The organism is Streptomyces griseus subsp. griseus (assembly GCF_003610995.1).
Classification (GTDB): Bacteria; Actinomycetota; Actinomycetes; order Streptomycetales; family Streptomycetaceae; genus Streptomyces.
This window is the reverse complement of sequence record NZ_CP032543.1, coordinates 5,500,108-5,517,477: the sequence shown is the minus strand read 5'-3', so window position 1 is coordinate 5,517,477 and position 17,370 is coordinate 5,500,108. Positions and strand designations below refer to the sequence as shown.

Annotated in this window: 15 protein-coding genes, 5 tRNA genes and 1 pseudogene; 5 read left to right on the top strand and 16 right to left on the bottom strand. The window is 70.3% G+C overall.

The window, feature by feature from the left end; translation table 11 throughout:
• Positions 1–174: 174 nt before the first annotated feature.
• The 3 genes from D6270_RS25015 to D6270_RS25005 are packed head-to-tail and all read right to left on the bottom strand — an operon-like array spanning position 175 to position 3,141.
• Entirely contained in the window at positions 175–1,347 is a 1,173-nt protein-coding gene (locus tag D6270_RS25015; protein ID WP_109163401.1) for a D-alanine--D-alanine ligase family protein, read from the bottom strand.
• Between the two features lie 34 nt (positions 1,348–1,381).
• Positions 1,382–2,392: an NAD(P)H-dependent glycerol-3-phosphate dehydrogenase gene (locus D6270_RS25010; RefSeq protein WP_109163402.1), complete on the bottom strand. Its 1,011-nt coding sequence runs from the start codon at positions 2,390–2,392 to the stop codon at positions 1,382–1,384.
• The gene (locus tag D6270_RS25005; protein WP_109163403.1) at positions 2,389–3,141 is read right to left on the bottom strand and encodes a lysophospholipid acyltransferase family protein; all 753 of its coding nucleotides are present in this window, start codon (positions 3,139–3,141) and stop codon (positions 2,389–2,391) included. Before D6270_RS25005 ends, D6270_RS25010 begins: the two co-directional genes overlap by 4 nt.
• Positions 3,142–3,303: 162 nt before the next feature.
• Between D6270_RS25005 and cofC the strand changes: the two genes are divergently transcribed.
• Entirely contained in the window at positions 3,304–3,999 is a 696-nt protein-coding gene (gene cofC, locus D6270_RS25000) for a 2-phospho-L-lactate guanylyltransferase (RefSeq protein ID WP_109163404.1), read from the top strand.
• 10 nt (positions 4,000–4,009) lie between these two features.
• On the top strand, positions 4,010–4,213 hold the full coding sequence (locus D6270_RS24995; protein WP_109163405.1) for a hypothetical protein: 204 nt from the start codon (positions 4,010–4,012) through the stop codon (positions 4,211–4,213).
• A 135-nt stretch (positions 4,214–4,348) separates the two neighbouring features.
• On the opposite strand, the gene D6270_RS24990 is transcribed toward D6270_RS24995, so the two are convergent.
• From D6270_RS24990 to leuC, 4 genes are all read right to left on the bottom strand, one after another.
• Entirely contained in the window at positions 4,349–5,014 is a 666-nt protein-coding gene (locus D6270_RS24990) for an HU family DNA-binding protein (RefSeq protein WP_109163406.1), read from the bottom strand.
• Between the two features lie 142 nt (positions 5,015–5,156).
• Positions 5,157–5,384: an SCO5555 family protein gene (locus tag D6270_RS24985; RefSeq protein ID WP_093694849.1), complete on the bottom strand. Its 228-nt coding sequence runs from the start codon at positions 5,382–5,384 to the stop codon at positions 5,157–5,159.
• 104 nt (positions 5,385–5,488) lie between these two features.
• A complete protein-coding gene (gene leuD / locus D6270_RS24980; protein ID WP_109163407.1) occupies positions 5,489–6,082 on the bottom strand; it encodes a 3-isopropylmalate dehydratase small subunit in 594 nt (197 codons plus the stop codon).
• Positions 6,083–6,084: 2 nt separating this feature from the next.
• On the bottom strand, positions 6,085–7,512 hold the full coding sequence (gene leuC / locus D6270_RS24975) for a 3-isopropylmalate dehydratase large subunit (RefSeq protein WP_093694845.1): 1,428 nt from the start codon (positions 7,510–7,512) through the stop codon (positions 6,085–6,087).
• 172 nt (positions 7,513–7,684) lie between these two features.
• Between leuC and ndgR the strand changes: the two are divergent.
• Positions 7,685–8,400, top strand: a pseudogene (ndgR, locus tag D6270_RS24970) (IclR family transcriptional regulator NdgR).
• A gap of 196 nt (positions 8,401–8,596) precedes the next feature.
• Here ndgR and D6270_RS24965 read toward each other — a convergent pair.
• From D6270_RS24965 to D6270_RS24925, 9 genes are all read right to left on the bottom strand, one after another.
• Positions 8,597–8,669, bottom strand: a tRNA-Glu gene (locus D6270_RS24965).
• A 20-nt stretch (positions 8,670–8,689) separates the two neighbouring features.
• Positions 8,690–8,761: transfer RNA gene (locus tag D6270_RS24960), tRNA-Gln, on the bottom strand.
• Between the two features lie 12 nt (positions 8,762–8,773).
• Positions 8,774–8,846: transfer RNA gene (locus D6270_RS24955), tRNA-Glu, on the bottom strand.
• Positions 8,847–8,908: 62 nt separating this feature from the next.
• Positions 8,909–8,981: transfer RNA gene (locus tag D6270_RS24950), tRNA-Glu, on the bottom strand.
• 39 nt (positions 8,982–9,020) lie between these two features.
• Positions 9,021–9,092, bottom strand: a tRNA-Gln gene (locus D6270_RS24945).
• A gap of 88 nt (positions 9,093–9,180) precedes the next feature.
• Positions 9,181–9,900, bottom strand: coding sequence for an HAD family hydrolase (locus D6270_RS24940; protein ID WP_109163408.1), 720 nt, complete (start codon positions 9,898–9,900; stop codon positions 9,181–9,183).
• A gap of 100 nt (positions 9,901–10,000) precedes the next feature.
• Complete coding sequence (gltX, locus tag D6270_RS24935; protein WP_109163409.1) at positions 10,001–11,476, bottom strand: glutamate--tRNA ligase; 1,476 nt, start codon at positions 11,474–11,476, stop codon at positions 10,001–10,003.
• Positions 11,469–12,254 (bottom strand): fumarylacetoacetate hydrolase family protein, encoded by a 786-nt coding sequence (locus D6270_RS24930; protein ID WP_109163410.1) that lies wholly within the window; start codon positions 12,252–12,254, stop codon positions 11,469–11,471. The genes gltX and D6270_RS24930 overlap by 8 nt, the downstream gene beginning before the upstream one ends.
• A 93-nt stretch (positions 12,255–12,347) precedes the next feature.
• Entirely contained in the window at positions 12,348–12,530 is a 183-nt protein-coding gene (locus D6270_RS24925; protein WP_109163411.1) for a hypothetical protein, read from the bottom strand.
• Positions 12,531–13,108: 578 nt separating this feature from the next.
• On the opposite strand from D6270_RS24925, the gene D6270_RS24920 reads away from it, so the two are divergent.
• Complete coding sequence (locus tag D6270_RS24920; protein ID WP_109163412.1) at positions 13,109–16,846, top strand: sensor histidine kinase; 3,738 nt, start codon at positions 13,109–13,111, stop codon at positions 16,844–16,846.
• Positions 16,847–17,269, top strand: a complete 423-nt coding sequence (locus D6270_RS24915) for a roadblock/LC7 domain-containing protein (RefSeq protein WP_003966009.1) — start codon at positions 16,847–16,849, stop codon at positions 17,267–17,269.
• The last annotated feature ends 101 nt before the right edge of the window (positions 17,270–17,370 follow it).

The window sequence follows — 17,370 nt, the reverse complement described above, 5'->3', positions numbered from 1 at the left end:
GCCGCGCCTGGAACGCGCGGCCTTCGCGACCACGGTTCTCCGCCCCGGCACCGTGATCCTCCGCGCGCTGACGGGGCGATCGTACTGCGCTGCGGCGCCCCCCGGTCCACGAAGACGGATGCCCCACGCCCGGAAGGCCGGGACGGCCCCTGCCGTCCCGGCCTTCCGGGTCTCTCAGCGCAGTCCGGTGGAGCGGGTCAACGCGGCCTGGATCAGCCGGTCGACCAGCTCCGGGTAGCTCACGCCGCTCTCCTGCCACATGCGCGGGTACATGGAGATCGGGGTGAAGCCGGGCAGGGTGTTGATCTCGTTGATGACGAAGGTGCCGTCCTCGGTGAGGAAGAAGTCGGCGCGCACCAGCCCCTCGCAGGAGGTGGCGTCGAAGGCGGCGACGGCGAGCCGCTGGACCTCGGCGGTCTGCTCCTCGGTGAGCGGGGCGGGCACCAGGCCGGCGGCCGAGTCGATGTACTTCGCCTCGAAGTCGTAGAACTCGTGCGCGGTGACCGGCGGGATCTCGGCGGGCACGCTGGCGCGCGGTCCGTCCTCGAACTCCAGCACCCCGCACTCGATCTCCCGGCCGCGCAGCAGCGACTCCACGAGGAACTTGGGGTCGTGGCGGCGGGCCTCCTCGATCGCCGCGTCGAGGCCGGAGAGCTCGTCGACCTTGGTGATGCCCATGGAGGAGCCGCCCCGGGCGGGCTTGATGAACAGCGGCCAGCCGTGCTCACCGGCGAAGTCCACGATCCGCTTGCGTACGCCGGAGGGGTCGCGGTCCCACTCGCGCGGCCGGACGACCTCGTACGGTCCGACCGGCAGGCCGAAGGAGAGGAAGACGCGCTTCATGTACTCCTTGTCCTGACCGACGGCCGAGGCGAGGACGCCCGCGCCGACGTAGGGCACACCGGAGAGTTCGAGCAGCCCCTGAAGGGTGCCGTCCTCCCCGTACGGGCCGTGCAGCACGGGGAAGACCACGTCGACCTCGCCGAGCGCCTTGGGCACCGAGCCGGGTTCGCTGTAGACGACCTCGCGGCTGCCCGGGTCCACGGAGAGCACGACGCTGCCCTCGGACTCGGCGAGCTGGGCCACGTCGGGGACCTTGCGGTCGGTGATGGCCATGCGTTCGGGCTCGTCGGCGGTGAGCGCCCAGCGGCCGTCCGTCGTGATGCCGATCGGCAGGACGTCGTACTTCGTCCGGTCGATGGCCTTCATGACGGCGCCGGCCGTGACGACCGAGATGCCGTGTTCGGAGCTGCGGCCGCCGAACACGACAGCCACACGCGGCTTGCGGCGCTGCTGCTCAGGGCTCTCGGGGCGCTCAGGGCTCTGGGGGAGGTTCTCGCTGCTCATATCGCGATGAGCGTACCTGCTGGTAAGGGAGGAGTCAGCGTCGCTCGGCCTTGGCGCTCCGCGACATCAGCTCCTTGACCGCGACGACCGGGGACTTGCCCTCGTGGACGATGGAGACGACGGTCTCCGTGATGGGCATGTCGACCCCGTACCGGCGGGCCAGGTCGAGGACCGATTCGCAGGACTTGACGCCCTCGGCGGTCTGCTTGGTGACGGCGATCGTCTCCTGGAGCGTCATACCGCGCCCGAGGTTGGTGCCGAAGGTGTGGTTGCGCGAGAGCGGCGAGGAGCAGGTGGCCACCAGGTCGCCCAGGCCCGCGAGTCCGGAGAAGGTCAGCGGGTCGGCGCCCATGGCCACGCCCAGCCGGGTGGTCTCGGCGAGGCCGCGGGTGATGAGGGAGCCCTTGGTGTTGTCGCCGAGCCCCATGCCGTCCGCGATGCCGACGGCGAGGCCGATGACGTTCTTCACGGCGCCGCCGAGCTCGCAGCCGACCACGTCGGTGTTGGTGTACGGGCGGAAGTACGGGGTGTGGCAGGCGGCCTGGAGCCGCTGGGCCACGGACGCGTCGGCGCAGGCGACGACGGCCGCGGCGGGGCGGCGCTCGGCGATCTCCTTGGCCAGGTTGGGGCCGGAGACGACGGCGATGCGGTCGGCGGAGACCTTGGTGACGTCCGCGATGACCTCGCTCATCAGCTTGGCGGTGCCCAGCTCCACGCCCTTCATCAGGGAGACCAGGACGGTGTCCTGTTCCAGGTGCGGGGCCCAGTCGGCGAGGTTGGCGCGCAGCGTCTGGGAGGGGACGACGAGGAAGGCGAACTCGGCCCCGCGCAGCGCCTCGGCGGGGTCGGTGGTGGCGCGGATCGACTCGGGGAGCGTGATCCCCGGCAGGTAGTCCGGGTTGGTGCGGGTGGTGTTGACGGCCTCGGCGACCTCGGCGCGGCGCCCCCAGAGGGTGACCTCGCACCCCGCGTCGGCGAGGATCACGGCGAACGCCGTACCCCATGAGCCGGTTCCGAAGACGGCCGCTTTTACGGGGTGCGTCACGTGGATCCCTTTCCCTGCGCCCTGCGCCGTTGTTCAGCACGGGCTTTGCGGTGATCGTAGAGCTCGGCGGGGGCCTTCTCCCCGCGGACGTCCTCCAGCTGGCGGGTGATCGCGGCCATGATGACCTCGGTCGCCTGGCGCAGCACCTCGGGCGTCGGCTCCACATCGTAGAAACGGCTGAGGTCGACGGGCGGGCCGGCCTGGACCGTCAGCGTCTTGCGGGGGAACAGCCGGAGCTTGTTCTCCTTGGCGTACGGCGGCATCGCGAGGTTGGCGCCCCACTGGGCGACCGGGATGACCGGGGCCCGGGTCATCAGCGCGACCCGGGCGGCGCCGGTCTTGCCGGCCATCGGCCACATGTCGGGGTCGCGGGTGAGGGTGCCCTCGGGGTAGAAGGCGACGCACTCGCCCCGTTCGATGGCGTCGACGGCGGCCCGGAAGGCGTCCAGGGCGTTGGTCGTCTCGCGGTAGACGGGGATCTGGCCGGTGCCGCGCAGCATCATGCCGACGAAGGGGGTGCGGAAGAGGCCCGCCTTCGCCAGGAGCCGGGGCACGCGTCCGGTGTTGTACTGGAAGTGGGCGTAGGAGAGCGGGTCCAGATAGGAGTTGTGATTGACGGCGGTGATGAATCCGCCGTCGGCCGGAATGTGTTCCGTCCCCCGCCAGTCGCGCTTGAACAGAACCACCAACGGCGGCTTGGCGATAACCGCCGCCAGGCGGTACCAGAAGCCGATTCTGCGGCGGGACACTCGGACACCTTCCTCTAAGGACCTCATCGGAACTTTCGACCTGTTGCCGGCTACTGACGGTCAAGTCTCGCCCCAGGCCCCTCCTCTGTCGAGAACACCGTACGCCTCACCTGCGGGCCCGGCCCTCCGGGTTGTCGTACCGGCAGGCGAGAATAAGTCCTCATGCGCACGGAGGGGGAGATCGCCACGAACACCGATCCGGCGGGGCTCTGGTCCCTGGTCGTTCCGCTGAAGCCGCTCGCGCGGGCCAAGAGCCGCCTGGGGCGGGCGGCGGGCGAGCTCGCCCGGCCCCGGCTGGCCCTGGCCTTCGCCCAGGACACGGTGGCGGCGGCGCTCGCCTGTCCCCGGGTGCGGGGTGTGGTGGTCGTCACGGACGACGCGGCGGCCGGGGCGGCCCTTTCGGCGCTCGGTGCACGGATCGTGGCGGATGTCCCGGCGGCCGGGCTCAACGCGGCGCTGGCGTACGGGGCGCGCTCGGTGCGGGCTCTCGCGCCCGCCCTCCCGGTGGCCGCTCTCAACGCGGATCTGCCGGCCCTGCGCGGCGGGGAATTGGCTCGGGTGCTCGATTTTGCCTCCGCTTTTCCCCGGACATTTCTCCGGGACGCGGCAGGAATCGGAACGACATTTCTGTCCTGCGCCGGGGGTACGGAATTGCGCCCGGCTTTCGGCGGCCCCTCCGCCGCCCGGCACCTGGCCTCGGGCGCGGTGGAAATAACGCTGCCCGGGGTCGACTCGGTGCGCCGGGACGTGGATACGGGCGAGGACCTGGGGGTGGCACTGGCCCTCGGAGTGGGGCCGCGCACGGAGCGGGTCACAGCCGCGTTCGCGCTCACCGCGGACCTCACCCGGGACCGATAGGCTGCCGCCCATGCAGGCGACCTCGTACACGTACGACCCCGAGACCCGGACCGGCAGTGTGCTGCTGGACGACGGCACCCCGGTGGAGTTCGACGCCCCGGCCTTCGACGCGGGCGGCCTGCTGCTGCTGCGTCCGGGGCAGCGGGTGCGGATCGAGGGCGAGGGCCGGGGCGCCGCCCTGCGCATCACGCTGGTGACGCTGCAGACGTTCTAGACCGTACGGGGGTTGTGGAGCGTACAGGGGTCACGGACCCCGCGGGGCCGACCGGCCCCGGACAGCCCGCGGGCCGGGCTCCCCCGGAGGGGAGCCCGGCCCGGCGCGTTTCGTGAAGCGAGCGGTTGCCCGGTCTCACTTCTTGCGTGCGGTGGCCTTCTTGGCCGTGGTGGTGCGCGCCGTGGTCTTCTTCGCGGGCGCCTTCTTCGCCGTGGCCTTCTTGGCGGGCGCGGTCTTCTTGGCGGTCGCGGTGGCCTTCTTGGCCGTGGCGGTCGCCTTCTTCGCGGCCGGCGTGGCCTTCTTCGCCGTGGCGGTCGCCTTCTTGGCGGTGGCCTTCTTGGCGGTGGCGGTGGTCTTCTTCGCCGGTGCCACGGCCTTCTTGGCGGTGGTCTTCTTCGCCGTGGCCTTCTTGGCGGCCGACTTCTTGGCGGTGGCGGCCTTGACCGTCGTACGGGCGGCGGAAGATCCGCCCGAGAGGCTGCCCTTGGGGGCCTTCTTCACGGCCACGTCGTTCTTGGGGAGCTTCTTCGAGCCGCTCACCAGGTCCTTGAACCCCTGACCCGCACGGAAGCGGGGCACCGAGGTCTTCTTGACCCGGACGCGCTCACCCGTCTGCGGGTTGCGGGCGTACCGGGCGGGGCGGTCGACCTTCTCGAACGAGCCGAAGCCGGTGACCGAGACACGGTCCCCGGCGACAACGGCACGGACGATCGCGTCGAGCACCGCGTCGACCGCGTCTGCGGCCTGCTGGCGGCCGCCGACCTTGTCGGCAATCGCTTCTACGAGCTGCGCCTTGTTCACGTCTTCCCCTTCGGAGACATTGCCGGAACGAAAGTGTTCAGGCTTTTTCGCACGTTAGGCAGATATATACCGCAAATCAAACACGAAACGGGCTAATCACCCTAGTGCCGCAACGAAGTCGACCGATGCGCAGTTCCACGTGTCAGTCACCTTCGGGGAATCGGCCCTCATCGAGGTCCTTCATCAACCGGTCCAGACGCCTTGCCGCGTCCGGGAGATCGTGCTTCGCCGCGGCCGTGACGACCAGCAGCTTCCGGGACAGCGCCATCCGTACGCTCTCCGGGACTTGCAGTGCACGCACCTTCGCGTGCGCTTCCTTCAACTGGTCGGCGACTTGGCCATAGAGCTTGAGTTGGCTGTCGCGTTCCATGCACCGATTGTGCCATCTGGGGCGAGTTGTCGCCCGAGGGGGGCTCAACAAGCGACTGCGCCCCCTGCCCGGAGGCAGGGGGCGCAGTCATGGAAAAGCGCTGCTCAGGCGTCAATTGTACGCGGCTTGTGGGACGGCCTGGCCGCCTCGTAAGCGGCGATGTCCGCTTCGTTCTGAAGGGTGAGGCTGATGTCGTCGAGGCCGTTGAGCAGGCGCCAGCGGGCGTTCTCGTCGAGCTCGAAGTCGGCGGTGATGCCCTCGGCGCGGACCTGGCGGGCCTCCAGGTCGACGGTGACCTCGGCGGTCGGGTCGGCCTCGGTCAGCTCCCAGAGGGCGTCGACGACCTTCTGCTCCAGGACGACGGTCAGCAGGCCGTTCTTCAGCGAGTTGCCCCGGAAGATGTCGGCGAAGCGGGAGGAGATGACCGTCTTGAAGCCGAAGTTCTGCAGGGCCCAGACCGCGTGTTCGCGGGAGGAGCCCGTACCGAAGTCGGGACCGGCCACCAGGACCGAGGCGCCCTGCCGCTCGGGGCGGTTGAGGACGAAGTCGGCGTCCTTGCGCCAGGCTTCGAAGAGCCCGTCCTCGAACCCGTCGCGGGTGACCTTCTTCAGCCAGTGGGCGGGGATGATCTGGTCGGTGTCGACGTTGCTGCGGCGCAGCGGGACGGCCCGGCCGGTGTGGGTGGTGAAGGCTTCCATGGCTATGCGACTCCGGCGGGGGTACGGGTGTCGGACAGGTCGGCGGGCGAGGCCAGATGGCCCAGTACGGCGGTGGCGGCGGCGACCTGGGGGGAGACCAGGTGGGTGCGGCCGCCCTTGCCCTGCCGGCCCTCGAAGTTGCGGTTCGAGGTGGAGGCGGAGCGCTCGCCGGGGGCCAGCTGATCGGGGTTCATACCGAGGCACATCGAGCAACCCGCGTGCCGCCATTCGGCGCCGGCCCCGGTGAAGACCTTGTCCAGGCCCTCGGAGACGGCCTGGAGGGCGACCCGGACGGAGCCCGGGACGACCAGCATCCGTACGCCGTCGGCGACTTTGCGGCCGTCCAGGATCGCCGCGGCGTTGCGCAGGTCCTCGATGCGGCCGTTGGTGCACGAGCCTACGAAGACGGTGTCCACGCTGATCTCGCGCAGCGGCTGCCCGGCGGTCAACCCCATGTACTCCAGGGCCTTTTCGGCGGCGTTGCGCTCCGAGGCGTCCTCGTACGAAGCGGGGTCGGGGACGTGCGCGGAGAGCGGCGCGCCCTGGCCGGGGTTGGTGCCCCAGGTGACGAACGGGGCCAGTTCGGTGGCGTCGATGACGACCTCGGCGTCGAACACCGCGTCGTCGTCGGAGCGCAGCGTCTTCCAGTACGCGACGGCGGCGTCCCACTCCTCGCCCTTGGGGGCGGCGTCGCGGCCCTCCAGATAGGCGAAGGTGGTCTCGTCCGGGGCGATCATGCCCGCGCGGGCACCGGCCTCGATCGACATGTTGCAGATGGTCATCCGGGCCTCCATCGAGAGCTTCTCGATGGCGGAGCCGCGGTATTCGAGGATGTAGCCCTGACCGCCACCGGTGCCGATCCGGGTGATGATGGCGAGGATCAGGTCCTTGGCGGTGACGTCCTCGGGCAGTTCGCCGTCGACCGTGATGGCCATGGTCTTCGGGCGGGCCAGCGGCAGCGTCTGGGTGGCCAGGACGTGCTCCACCTGGCTGGTGCCGATGCCGAACGCCAGTGCGCCGAACGCCCCGTGCGTGGAGGTGTGGGAGTCGCCGCAGACCACGGTGGTGCCGGGCTGGGTCAGGCCCAGCTGGGGGCCGACCACGTGCACGACGCCCTGCTCCACGTCACCGAGCGGGTGCAGCCGGACGCCGAAGTCCGCACAGTTCTTCCGCAGGGTCTCCAGCTGGGCGCGGGAGACCGGGTCGGCGATCGGCTTGTCGATGTCGAGGGTCGGGGTGTTGTGGTCCTCGGTGGCGATGGTGAGGTCGAGGCGTCGCACCGGACGTCCGGCCTGGCGCAGTCCGTCGAAGGCCTGCGGGCTGGTCACCTCGTGCAGCAGGTGCAGATCGATGAAGAGAAGGTCGGGCTCGCCCTCCGCGCGCCGGACGACATGGTCGTCCCAGACCTTTTCCGCGAGTGTCCTACCCATCGCTTTCCCTCCGGCCGGCGTCTTCGCCGGCCCAACTAGAGATTCGGTGCGCCGCCGTCCGGATCCTCTGCGGGGCGGTGGCTGCGGCCGTTGTAGGGCCGCCCGTACAGGTTCGCAACTTCCGCCGAAAATTGAACTTGCGTTTCACAGAGTGAGACGGGAGTATCGTCGTATGGACAACTCTAGCGGCGTCGGCGTTCTCGACAAGGCAGCTCTGGTATTGAGCGCCCTGGAGTCCGGTCCGGCCACCCTCGCCGGGCTGGTCGCGGCGACCGGGCTCGCACGGCCCACGGCCCACCGACTGGCCGTGGCACTGGAACACCACCGGATGGTGGCGAGGGACATGCAGGGCCGTTTCATCCTCGGCCCCCGGCTGTCGGAACTGGCCGCCGCGGCGGGCGAGGACCGCCTGCTGGCCACGGCCGGACCGGTACTCACCCACCTGCGGGACATCACCGGCGAGAGCGCGCAGCTCTACCGCCGGCAGGGCGACATGCGTATCTGCGTGGCGGCGGCGGAGCGGCTGTCCGGACTCCGGGACACGGTGCCGGTCGGCTCCACGCTCACCATGAAGGCCGGCTCATCGGCCCAGATCCTGATGGCCTGGGAGGAGCCGGAGCGCCTGCACCGCGGCCTCCAGGGGCCAGGTTCACGGCGACGGCGCTCTCCGGCGTGCGGCGGCGGGGGTGGGCCCAGTCGATCGGCGAGCGGGAGCCGGGCGTCGCCTCGGTCTCGGCCCCGGTCCGCGGCCCCTCGAACCGGGTGGTCGCCGCCGTCTCGGTCTCCGGCCCGATCGAGCGGCTGACCCGCCACCCGGGCCGGATGCACGCCCAGGCGGTCATCGACTCGGCCGCACGGCTGAGCGAGGCCCTGCGCCGTACGGGCTGACCTCCCGCCCGTACGGCTCCTCTCCCCTCCGCTCCTCTCCCCCTGCTCCGGAAGGCCGCCCCAGCGCCGTGGCGGCCCTTTTCTTCACCCTGGCCAACAGCCGTGCGACGTAGGCGACTTGACTCCGGGAGCCCTGGCCTGGGCAAGCGAAAAGGCCCTCCACCGAAGTGAAGGGCCTTCCCGTGCCGCTCTGTTGTACCCCCGACCGGATTCGAACCGGCGCTACTGCCGTGAGAGGGCAGCGTGCTAGGCCACTACACAACGGGGGCGTGGATACTGCTGACTTGCGCTGGGCTACCAGGACTCGAACCTAGAATGACGGTACCAGAAACCGTAGTGTTGCCAATTACACCATAGCCCATGGTGTGACAAGTACCCCCGACCGGATTCGAACCGGCGCTACTGCCGTGAGAGGGCAGCGTGCTAGGCCGCTACACAACGGGGGCCCTAGCGATCCTGCATCGAGAGCGATGGGTGCGACCCATGATGTTCTCGCGGGAAGGATCTGTACCCCCGACCGGATTCGAACCGGCGCTACTGCCGTGAGAGGGCAGCGTGCTAGGCCGCTACACAACGGGGGCTTGTCCTGCTGGATACTGCTGGTCTTGCTCGGTACTGCGCTGGGCTACCAGGACTCGAACCTAGAATGACGGTACCAGAAACCGTAGTGTTGCCAATTACACCATAGCCCACTGAAATGCAACCCCTGGAGGGGGCTTCATCTCTGTCCGCGCTTCCCGGCCGGATCTTCCATCCCGCTCGGGCGGCGCAGAAAGAACATTACCCGAAGGTGTCCGGCGCTCCAAAACGGGTTTGGCCCGCCAGCAGGGCGGGGAGCTGGTCCAGCCCGGTGATCGTCACGAGATCCGGCCGCCCGCCCCTCCCCCGCCGGTCCAGCCAGATGCCGGTCAGCCCGGCGGCGACGGCGCCCGAGGCGTCGATGTCCGGCTCGTCGCCCACGTACGCCACCTCGTGCGGGTCCAGCGCGAGCTCCTCGCAGGCCGCGTGGAAAGCGCCGGCCGCCGGCTTGGAGACGCCCAGCTCAACGGCGCAGACCATCGCCTCGAACCGGTCCCGGATGCCGAGCGCGGTGAGTTTGCGGTGCTGGTGGTCGATGCTGGAGTTGGAGAGGATCGCGTGCCGGTAGTCGGGTACCAGCCGGTCCAGGACCGGGAGCACGTCCGGGAAGAGCCTCCAGGCGGCCTCGTAGTGGGACAGGTGCCCGGCGAACCAGGCGTCGGCCTCGGCGTCCTCCATGGTCCGGGAGAGGAACTCCCGCACCCGGTCCCGGCGCTGCCCGAGGAAGTCCGTCTCCCCGGCGGCGACGCGCGCCCAGTGCCGGACGGTGATCGCCTTCCAGGCGTCGAGGGCCTCGTCGACCGAGGCGTACGCCATCGGCAGGCCCTCGCCCTCCAGGTGCAGGCGCATCCCGGTGCGGTCGGCGCCCGCGTAGTCGAAGATCGTGTCGTCGATGTCCCAGAGCACGGCTCGGATCGGCATGTACGCCACGGTAGCCGCCGACGGACGCTCGCGTCGGGGCAGAGGCCGGAGAAGGGCCGCAACCGGTCGGCTGCGGCCCTCCTCCGGGTGGCTCGCGCGCCTACGCGGTCAGCTTGGCCAGCGCCGCGTCGATGCGGGCCAGGCTCCTCTCACGGCCCAGGATCTCCAGGGACTCGAAGAGCGGCAGGCCGATGGTGCGGCCGGTCACGGCGACCCGGACCGGGGCCTGGGCCTTGCCGAGCTTGAGGCCGTGGGCCTCGCCCGCGGTGAGCACGGCGTTCTTCAGGGACTCCGCGTCGCTCCAGTCGGCCGCTTCCAGGTTGGCGCGGGCCGTGGTCAGGAGCGCGGCCGGGTCCCCCTTCATGGCCTTGGCCCAGGACGCCTCGTCCTCCACCGGCTCGTCGAGGAAGAGGAAGTCGACGTTGTCGGTGATGTCGGAGAGCACCGTCACGCGGGTCTGGGCGTAGGGGGCGATCGCCGTCCACTTCTCCGCGTCGAAGGCCTCCGGGGCCCAGGGCGCGAACGGGGCCTTCAGCCAGGGGCCGCAGGCCTCGGTGAAGTCCTTCACCTCCAGCATGCGGATGTGCTCGGCGTTGATGTGCTCGGCCTTCTTGAGGTCGAAGCGGGCCGGGTTGGCGTTGACGTCCTCGATGTCGAACGCGGCGACCAGCTCGTCCACCGAGAAGATGTCGCGGTCCTCGGCGATCGACCAGCCGAGCAGCGACAGGTAGTTCAGCAGCCCCTCGGGGAGGAAGCCGCGCTCCCGGTAGAGGTTGAGGGAGGCCTGCGGGTCGCGCTTGGAGAGCTTCTTGTTGCCCTCGCCCATGACGTACGGCAGGTGGCCGAAGGCGGGGGTGTCCTTGGCGATGCCCAGCTCGATGAGGGCCCGGTACAGGGCGATCTGGCGCGGGGTGGAGGAGAGCAGGTCCTCACCGCGCAGGACGTGGGTGATCTCCATCAGCGCGTCGTCGACCGGGTTGACCAGGGTGTAGAGCGGGGCCCCGTTGGCGCGGACGATGCCGTAGTCCGGGACGTTCTCCGGCTGGACGGTGATCTCGCCGCGGACCAGGTCGGTGAAGGTGATGGCCTCGTCGGGCATCCGGAAGCGGACGATCGAGGTGCGGCCCTCGGCCTCGTACGCCGCCTTCTGCTCGGCGGTGAGGTCGCGGCAGTGCCCGTCGTAGCCGGACGGCTTCCCGGCGGCGCGGGCGGCGTCGCGGCGGGCGTCCAGCTCATCGGCGGTGCAGTAGCAGGCGTACGCGTACCCGGCGGCGAGCAGCTTCTCGGCGACGTCCTTGTACAGGTCCATCCGCTGCGACTGGCGGTAGGGCGCGTGCGGGCCGCCGATCTCGGGGCCCTCGTCCCAGTCCAGGCCCAGCCAGCGCATCGAGTCGAGCAGCTGCTGGTAGGACTCCTCGGAGTCGCGCGCGGCGTCGGTGTCCTCGATCCGGAAGACCAGGGTGCCCTGGTGGTGCCGGGCGAAGGCCCAGTTGAAGAGGGCCGTGCGGACCAGGCCCACGTGGGGGTTGCCGGTCGGGGAGGGACAGAAACGGACGCGTACAGGTGCGTTAGCCACGCTTGATCACCTTGTTGGTGAGAGTGCCGATGCCTTCGATGGTGACGGCGACCTCGTCGCCGACGTGCAGGGGGCCGACCCCCGCGGGGGTGCCCGTGAGGATCACATCGCCCGGGAGCAGCGTCATGGCCTCCGTGATGTGGACGACCAGGTCCTCGATGGAGCGGACCATGTCGCTCGTGCGGCCGAGCTGCCGCTGCTCGCCGTTGACCGTCGCCTGGATGGTGAGGTCGTGGGGGTCCACGTCGGTCTCCACCCAGGGGCCCAGCGGGCAGGAGGTGTCGAAGCCCTTGGCGCGGGCCCACTGCTTCTCACGCTGCTGCACATCGCGGGCGGTGACGTCGTTGGCGCAGGTGTAGCCGAGAACGACGTCCTTGACGCGCTCGCGCGGGACCTCGCGGCACATGCGGCCGATGACGACGGCCAGCTCGGCCTCGTGGTGGAGCTCGTTCGAGAAGGAGGGGTACTCGATCGCGTCGCCGGAGCCGATCACCGAGGTGGTGGGCTTGAAGAAGGTGATGGGCGCGTCGGGGACCTCGTGGCCGAGCTCGGCGGCGTGCTCCGCGTAGTTGCGGCCGATGGCCACGACCTTGTTGGGGAGCACGGGGGGCAGCAGCCGGACCTTGTTCAGCGGGACCTTGGTGCCCGAGAGCTCGAAGTCGGCGTACGGGATGCCCTTGATGATGTCAAGGACGAGGTCACCGGATTCCACGGTGCCCTGTCCCTCGACGGCGCCGAAGGCGACATTGCCGTCGATGGAGAACCTGGCGATGCGCACGGGATGCTGTCGCCCCTCACTTGCTGGCTGGCTGAAGACTGACGCTCCAGGCTAACGCGGTGAGGGGGCGCAGCCTCGCCCATCGCGGGGCGGCTACTGGGCGGCCGAGGCCGGGGCTTCCATCAGGATGGTGCGGCGCGGGTTGGCCGTGACGTTGGGCAGGTCGGCGGCGTGCTCCGGCAGGAAGGGTGTCTGGAGCGCCTCGGCGTCCTTGAGGTGCGCCAGCGTGGTGCGCCGGGGGTTGGCAATGTTGCGGATCGTGGTCGTCGTCTTCATCTGCCGTCAGGACCCTGTCGGTTCGGGCGCCGCCTCGGCGGCGCCGGCTTGTCGGATTCGCCATCCCTGTAAAGCGTCAGGCTAAACATCCGATTCCCCGCCGGAGCCGGGATGAGGCGACGATCATCATGTGAGTTTGCTCACGAAGTAATCGACAATTGACCCATTACGGTCAGCCGATCATGGCCCGGGAAACGGACATTACCTCCCTGAATCCATCATTCCGCTCCCGATCATCGCGACTGGGACACCCCCTGCCCCTAAGTGACTCATCCCCGATCGTCCGTTTTACCCACGATCACTCTCCACTGCTTGTTACTCGTTCATCACAACGTGTCACGCAGGTCACAGCCCGGTACATGGCCCTTGTTGGAGATCCTGCACTGTGCTGGAATTCCACGCACCGCCGCGGGTTTCAGACCGGCGCACCGGGGCGCAACGCAGCGCCGAGCGGCGGCGGGAGGGGGAAGTACGCCGGTCACTCAACGACCACCATGGGGCGCGTCCAGCGCCCCACGACGCCGACACCGTTCTGTCCCTATCCGGACGGAACGCCTGGTCCAGAGGTTGCGACGCTAGTGCAGGGACGTTTCAAGAGGGATGGCAGCGCTCCGGCGGAACAGGAGCCGCGCGGCGGGACCGACCGCGGTTCCTCGCCCCAGCACGCCCAGAACCCCGGGCCGGCCGCTGCCGGCGACAACAGCGACCGCGCCCAGCGCCCGGGCTCCACGGCGAGCAGCGGGGCCGAGCCGGGCACGCCTCCCGCTTCCCGCGGCCCGGTCGACACGGGGTCGCGAATAGCGCTCCGTAACTGGCGCATCAGTACGCGACTGGTCTCGCTCCTCGCCCTCCCCGTGGTCGCAGCGACCAGCCTGGGCGGTCTGCGGATCAACGAGTCCATGACGGACATGCAGCAGCTGGAGCACATGCAGCTCCTGACCCAGATGACCAAGCAGGCGACCTCGCTCGCGCAGGCCCTCCAGGTGGAGCGCGACCGGTCCGCCGGTCCGCTCTCCAACGGCTCCAAGGCGACCGACTACAAGGTCACCCAGCCCCGCGAGAAGACCGACCAGGCCAAGGACGCGTTCCTGGACGCGACCAACGAGATCGGCGACTTCGAGAACGACGACGCGCTGGAGAGCATCCACGCGAGCGTCGCCCAGATCGCCTCCCAGCTCGGCGACATCCGGTCGATCCGCAAGTCGGCGTACGAGGACGGCGCACCGTCCCTCAACACCATCGACCAGTACAGCCAGCTGATCACCTCGCTGCTCAGCCTCTCCCAGGACATGGCCCAGGCGACCAGCAACCCGGACATGATCAAGCGGACCCGTGCGCTGGCGGCGTTCTCCTCCGCCAAGGAGTACGCCTCGATCCAGCGTGCCGTCATCTCGGCGGCGCTGCCCGGCGGCTCGGTCAAGGAACCGCACCTCAACGAGAACGACAAGCAGTTCGGCTCCAACGCCCTCGACAAGGAAACCCGCGCGATCAGCTCGTTCAAGTCGATCTACGGGTCGACCGGCGAGAGCGCGGTGGACCTGATGGCGCCGCTGGACAACGGGAACAACCCCGAGATCAACGCGGCGAACATGTACGCCAAGCACATCCTCGACACCCCGAACGGGATCGAGGGGGCGAAGGTGCGCTCGTACATGGACTGGTACGACCAGTCGTCCACCAAGATCGACGCGATGAAGACGATCGAGACCACCCTCCTCAGCGACATGGAGGCCAAGGCGCGCGAGCTGCGCGAGGCCTCCCAGCGCGAGGCGATCATCAACGGTGCGGTCATCCTCCTCGTCCTCGGTGTCTCGCTGGTGGGCGCCTTCGTGGTGGCCCGCTCCATGATCCGCTCGCTGCGCCGCCTCCAGGACACCGCCACCCGGGTCGCCCAGGACCGGCTGCCCGAGCTCGTCAAGCAGCTCTCCGAGACCGACCCGCAGGACGTCGACACCTCCGTCGAGTCGGTCGGTGTGCACTCCCGGGACGAGATCGGCCAGGTGGCCGCGGCCTTCGACGACGTGCACCGTGAGGCCGTCCGCCTCGCCGCCGAGCAGGCCCTGCTGCGAGGCAACGTCAACGCGATGTTCACCAACCTCTCGCGCCGTTCGCAGGGCCTCATCCAGCGTCAGCTCTCGCTCATCTCCGAGCTGGAGTCGCGCGAGGCCGACCCGGACCAGCTCTCCTCGCTCTTCAAGCTGGACCACCTCGCCACCCGTATGCGCCGTAACGGTGAGAACCTCCTCGTCCTCGCGGGTGAGGAGCCGGGCCGCCGGTGGACACGGCCCGTCCCGCTGGTCGACGTGCTCCGTGCCGCCGCATCCGAGGTGGAGCAGTACGAGCGCATCGAACTCTCCGCGGTCCCGGCGACCGAGGTCGCCGGCCGGGTCGTCAACGACCTCGTGCACCTCCTCGCCGAGCTGCTGGAGAACGCGACATCGTTCTCCTCGCCGCAGACGAAGGTCCGGGTCACCGGTCACGCGCTGCCCGACGGCCGTGTGCTGGTCGAGATCCACGACACGGGTATCGGCCTCTCCCCCGAGGACCTCGCGGCGATCAACGAGCGGCTCGCGCAGCCGCCCACCGTGGACGTCTCGGTCTCCCGCCGCATGGGTCTGTTCGTGGTCGGCCGGCTGTCGCTGCGTCACGGCATCCGCATCCAGCTGCGCCCCTCCGACTCCGGCGGCACCACCGCGCTGGTCATGCTGCCCGTCGATGTCGCCCACGGCGGCAAGCAGCCCCCGTCCAAGCAGGGTCAGGGCCAGCAGCCCGGCGGCGCCCCCGGCGGCCTGCTCGCGGGCGGCAACGGCGCGGGCAACGGCCAGCGTCCGGGGCTCGGCGGCGGTCCGGGCGGACCGGGTGCCAAGAGCCTCGGCTCGGCCCCCGGCGGCCAGCGCGGCCAGGTCGGTGCGGGCTCCGGTCCGCGCGCCGCCCTCCCCGCGCGGGACAACGGCCCCGGCCGCCAGCAGAACAACGGCCCGCAGGGCGGCCCGAACCAGCCCTTCGCGGGCCAGGAGCCGCAGCGCCAGGGCGGCGGCCTCTCCGGCGCCTTCGGCAACGGCGCCCGGCTCGGCGCGCGCGGTCAGGGTGACACCTCCGGCCGTACGGAGCAGGGCCAGACCAACCTGTTCGGTCACGGCGCTCCGGCCTCCCCCGGCCAGAGCGGCCGCTCGAACGCGTTCGCCCCGCAGAACCAGCACGGCCAGCAAGGCCAGCACGGCATGGGCCAGCCCGGTCAGCAGCAGGGCCAGTACCAGCAGGGTCCCGGTGAGCCGCAGCCCCAGCAGGCCCGGCACGAGCAGAACGGCCCCGGCCAGGGCGGCTTCCAGCAGCCCGGCGGCCCCGGCCGTCAGCTGCCGCCGACCGGTGGTCCCCGGGCCGAGCTGCCCGGCGGCAACCCGCAGCAGCGCCCGCAGGCCGCGGCCTGGGGTGTGGACGCCCCGCGCGGCCACGAGGAGCACGACGCGACCGGGCAGTTCGCCCGGCCGATGGGCAACGGCCAGGACCAGGCGTTCAACGCCCCGCTGAACCAGCGGCCGGCGGACAGCCACCAGGACCCGGGCGCCACCTCGCAGTTCGCCCGGCCGGACTTCAGCGCGCCGTTCCAGCAGAACCAGGGCCTCGGGTACGGCCAGCAGGCCCAGGACCCGGCCAGCACCGCCCAGTTCGCGCGGCCCGACTTCAACGCGCCGCCGCAGAACCAGGGCCAGCAGCTGCCCGCGCCGCGTCAGCGCGGCCCGGAGGGCAACGGCTTCGGCGCCCCGCGCCCGTCGGCGTCCCCGGCGGGCGAGGCCCCGTACCGCCCCGCCCTCCCCCAGCAGCCGGAGGCCCTGCCGCCGGCCGGTCCCGGCGACGGTCGTACGCCGCTGTACGACACCCTGGAGACCAACTGGTTCCACGGCCCCGGCCAGGGCGGCCAGCAGAGCGCCGAGCCGCAGGCACCGGCCGCTCCCGAGCCCGCCGGCGTACCGGTTCCGCCCATGCCCCGGCGTGGTGCGGCCGAGGCTCCGGTCACCAGCTCCTGGCGTGCCTCGCCCAACGACGAACTCGTACGCCAGGCCGAGCGGGTCAAGAAGCCGGCTGCCGGCGGGGTCACCACTTCCGGGCTGCCCCGCCGTGTTCCCCGCGCCAATTTGGTTCCGGGGACCGCTCAGCAGCAGAATCACCAGTCCGGACCTCAGGTCTCGCGTGCGCCCGATGACGTGCGCGGTCGTCTGACCAATCTCCGCCGGGGCATCCAGCAGGGACGGCAGGCCAACAACGGCCCGTCGACCGGCAGCATCCATCTCGGCCCCACTCACCAGCAGGAGCGTTAGTTGAGCCCCATGAGTCAGGCCGCGCAGAATCTGAACTGGCTGATCACCAACTTCGTGGACAACACCCCAGGGGTGTCCCACACGGTGGTGGTCTCCGCGGATGGCCTGCTGCTGGCGATGTCCGAAGGTTTCCCGCGCGACCGCGCCGATCAGCTGGCGGCCGTGGCCTCCGGTCTGACGTCGCTGACGGCGGGTGCCTCACGGATCTTCGAGGGCGGCGCCGTCAGCCAGACCGTTGTGGAGATGGAGCGAGGGTTCCTCTTCCTCATGTCCATCTCCGACGGGTCCTCACTCGCCGTTCTCGCCCACCCGGACGCCGACATCGGTCTGGTCGGGTACGAGATGGCCCTCCTGGTCGACCGTGCGGGCACCGTCCTCACGCCCGACCTCCGCGCCGAGCTCCAGGGCAGTCTGCTTCATTAGGCGGCCGTCCTGCGGATTCACGACACGATCCCCTCAGGTAATGCCCACAACCCTCACCCGCCAGGCCGCCTTAGTCCCCTCACCGGCCCCTTGCAGACGGC

What these genes read in the sequence shown, in the direction of transcription:
- D6270_RS24995 (WP_109163405.1), top strand. Translation starts at nt 4,010, where the DNA reads ATGCAGGCGACCTCGTACACGTACGACCCCGAGACCCGGACCGGCAGT.
- leuD (WP_109163407.1), bottom strand. Translation starts at nt 6,082, where the DNA reads ATGGAAGCCTTCACCACCCACACCGGCCGGGCCGTCCCGCTGCGCCGC.
- cofC (WP_109163404.1), top strand. Translation starts at nt 3,304, where the DNA reads ATGCGCACGGAGGGGGAGATCGCCACGAACACCGATCCGGCGGGGCTC.
- D6270_RS24985 (WP_093694849.1), bottom strand. Translation starts at nt 5,384, where the DNA reads ATGGAACGCGACAGCCAACTCAAGCTCTATGGCCAAGTCGCCGACCAG.
- D6270_RS24925 (WP_109163411.1), bottom strand. Translation starts at nt 12,530, where the DNA reads ATGAAGACGACGACCACGATCCGCAACATTGCCAACCCCCGGCGCACC.
- D6270_RS24940 (WP_109163408.1), bottom strand. Translation starts at nt 9,900, where the DNA reads ATGCCGATCCGAGCCGTGCTCTGGGACATCGACGACACGATCTTCGAC.
- leuC (WP_093694845.1), bottom strand. Translation starts at nt 7,512, where the DNA reads ATGGGTAGGACACTCGCGGAAAAGGTCTGGGACGACCATGTCGTCCGG.
- D6270_RS25015 (WP_109163401.1), bottom strand. Translation starts at nt 1,347, where the DNA reads ATGAGCAGCGAGAACCTCCCCCAGAGCCCTGAGCGCCCCGAGAGCCCT.